This is a genomic window from Pedobacter sp. UYP30, assembly GCF_040547165.1.
GTDB lineage: Bacteria > Bacteroidota > Bacteroidia > Sphingobacteriales > Sphingobacteriaceae > Pedobacter.
Genome location: NZ_JBEPPD010000046.1, coordinates 1 through 2208, shown reverse-complemented (window position 1 = coordinate 2208; position 2208 = coordinate 1). Strand labels below are relative to the sequence as shown.

Here is a 2208-nt window from a genome sequence, read left to right as displayed (position 1 = left end):
TGCCTATAAGTCATTCCACGACCTAAAGGAAAGCTTGAACCGTATACTCAATAGTTTTGGAACAAAATACGACATTAAATTTTAGACACTACTTATCATTAAAATTAATATTTACAAGTTTGCATTTCGAAAATAAGCATTCTTCGAAACGGGGAAAACTAAAGCCTCTTCCTTTAAAATCGCAGTTCAAAAATTTGCACCTACTATACAACCCACCTTCAGCTCCAATTGCTACATTTTTAAAACTAACTTTATCGAATATACAGTCAACGAAGTTGCAATTAAAAAAACCAGCCTGATCTAATTTGGATTTATTGAACACGCATTTTCTAAAAGTAAAATTCCTGAAAAATGTATTTTCAAAAACTGTTCCGGTTAAATCGTAATCAATCCAGGCTTCATCCACAAACTTAGTTAGTGATGTCCACTTGAATTCTGTATATCTATTATTCATGACATGTAAAATTACCAAAATATTCCTGTTCCGTCTCCAAAATCTGTGTCATATTTCTTTTGATGAGTTCCTTTGTTCATTGCTTTTTCTATTCCAGCTCGTGCTTCGGAACTGAGGTTATCGGGGATGTTTTTCTTAATCCACGCATCTGTCATTTGCCCCTTACCGAGTTTATAATTGCCCGTCGTGCTAAACTTGGTCTCACTTACCACATACCTTGGCGGCGGACCGGGATGCGACCAGATGCCATCGATCCCTTTTCCTTTTGGTGGGTGCATCGCATCAATAAGTTTCCCGTCGTGGTTTAGCTTTACATAACCCTTGCTCGCCATCACTTGGTCTGCCTGGAATTCGCCCATTTGGCCTTTCAGTACGTTTTCGTAGCCTCCCTTGCCTTTTTTGCCCCTGAACCAGTCTTCCTTGCTTCTAGCTTTTAGACCTCTGCGTTTTTTATAAGCTTGGTAGGCCTCTTCAATCTTATCGTCGTCAAAGACCTCTTTCCATTTCTTAGCCCATGCTTCCTCCGAGCTATTTTCAAATAGTTAAAATCCCTTAAATCTTTCGTCTAACTTTTCTAATATTAGAAAATTATCTCTCTTGCATGTAGTAATTACATAACTGTCGCTCTCTATATCCAACTGTAGCAGAATAAAAGGGGTGTTTTCTAATTGTTCACCAAAATCTTTTAAAGCTTTTTCCAGTTCGTAGCCGTTATCTCTAAAATCAACATTAATGAGATGGTCTTGCTTCTTTAACATTTCTTCCACATCATTGGCAGAAATATCGTCTTTCCAGTCTAATTCTATCGCGTTGCCGGTTTCGAGAAGGCCATCTATTAACGCGAACCAAAGCAAATCATCGCTTTGGTTCAGCATACGTTCATTTTCCTTTAAAAATTTATCGGGATTAGATAATGTTGTTTGCAGTTTACGAGCAATAATATTATGGTCTGTCCCATTTGGGAGTAGGAAATCTAATAGTTTAATAAAGTTCTCCATCATTTATGCCTCCTTCCAGTGCACCATATCGTAGGGATAATACTGTTGGTTTTCGAGACTGCTGTCATCCAGACCAAGTATTTTTGCCAACGCGCCTGCTTCCCAGCACCAATAGCCATAATGCGTGATTTTATTATTATGAGTTTTTATTTCTATACTTTTATACCACAGAGTTAAATACTGTTTTAAATTTTTTAAGGAATTTTTCTTATCTGTTTTTGCCAATTCTACTATTTCTTTGGTTGATCTTTAGGGTTTGTTCCACATAAATTTGGTGGATAGTGTCTCCCAAGTACTATTTCTGTAGTTGATCAGCAAATCTATTAAATAGTCTTTTGGATTATCTTTCTGCACGCATTCTGCTAACTTGTTAAATTCTGTTTCTTCTATTTCTAACACAATTCCTATAGAGAGCATTTCTACCATTTGAACATAACCGCTAGACTTTTTCCATCCAGCTAAAAAATAAGGAATACTATTGAGATAATATTTTTTAACCTCAGAAACAGATTCTCCCATTGAATATTTACACGTCAAAATTGTAAAATTTGACATGTAGATTCCATCTTCCATCAATTCGATAATTTCAAGATTTGGTCTCCGATACTTTTGAATACCTTCTTCTTCATCTCTTTTTAAATTTTCGATTTCTAATAAATCCTTCGAGTTACTTACTTAATAAACACGTATATTAGTATCAAAATCAAATATATGAACAATATTTTTAGGGGTGAGAATATTTTAGCCTTCATAAAA

The 2208-nt window shown here is 35.5% G+C and carries 5 protein-coding genes; all 5 read right to left on the bottom strand.

Features of this window, described 5'->3' with window-relative positions; translation table 11 throughout:
- Positions 1-88 precede the first annotated feature (88 nt).
- A complete protein-coding gene (locus tag ABIB40_RS20540; RefSeq protein ID WP_354361803.1) occupies positions 89-454 on the bottom strand; it encodes a pentapeptide repeat-containing protein in 366 nt (121 codons plus the stop codon).
- A gap of 11 nt (positions 455-465) precedes the next feature.
- Positions 466-813 (bottom strand): hypothetical protein, encoded by a 348-nt coding sequence (locus ABIB40_RS20535; protein ID WP_354361801.1) that lies wholly within the window; start codon positions 811-813, stop codon positions 466-468.
- 183 nt (positions 814-996) lie between these two features.
- Positions 997-1455, bottom strand: a complete 459-nt coding sequence (locus ABIB40_RS20530) for a DUF6630 family protein (RefSeq protein ID WP_354361799.1) — start codon at positions 1453-1455, stop codon at positions 997-999.
- Complete coding sequence (locus tag ABIB40_RS20525; protein ID WP_354361807.1) at positions 1456-1686, bottom strand: PoNe immunity protein domain-containing protein; 231 nt, start codon at positions 1684-1686, stop codon at positions 1456-1458. It lies immediately after the preceding gene.
- Between the two features lie 15 nt (positions 1687-1701).
- Positions 1702-2100: a PoNe immunity protein domain-containing protein gene (locus tag ABIB40_RS20520; protein ID WP_354361805.1), complete on the bottom strand. Its 399-nt coding sequence runs from the start codon at positions 2098-2100 to the stop codon at positions 1702-1704.
- Positions 2101-2208 lie beyond the last annotated feature (108 nt).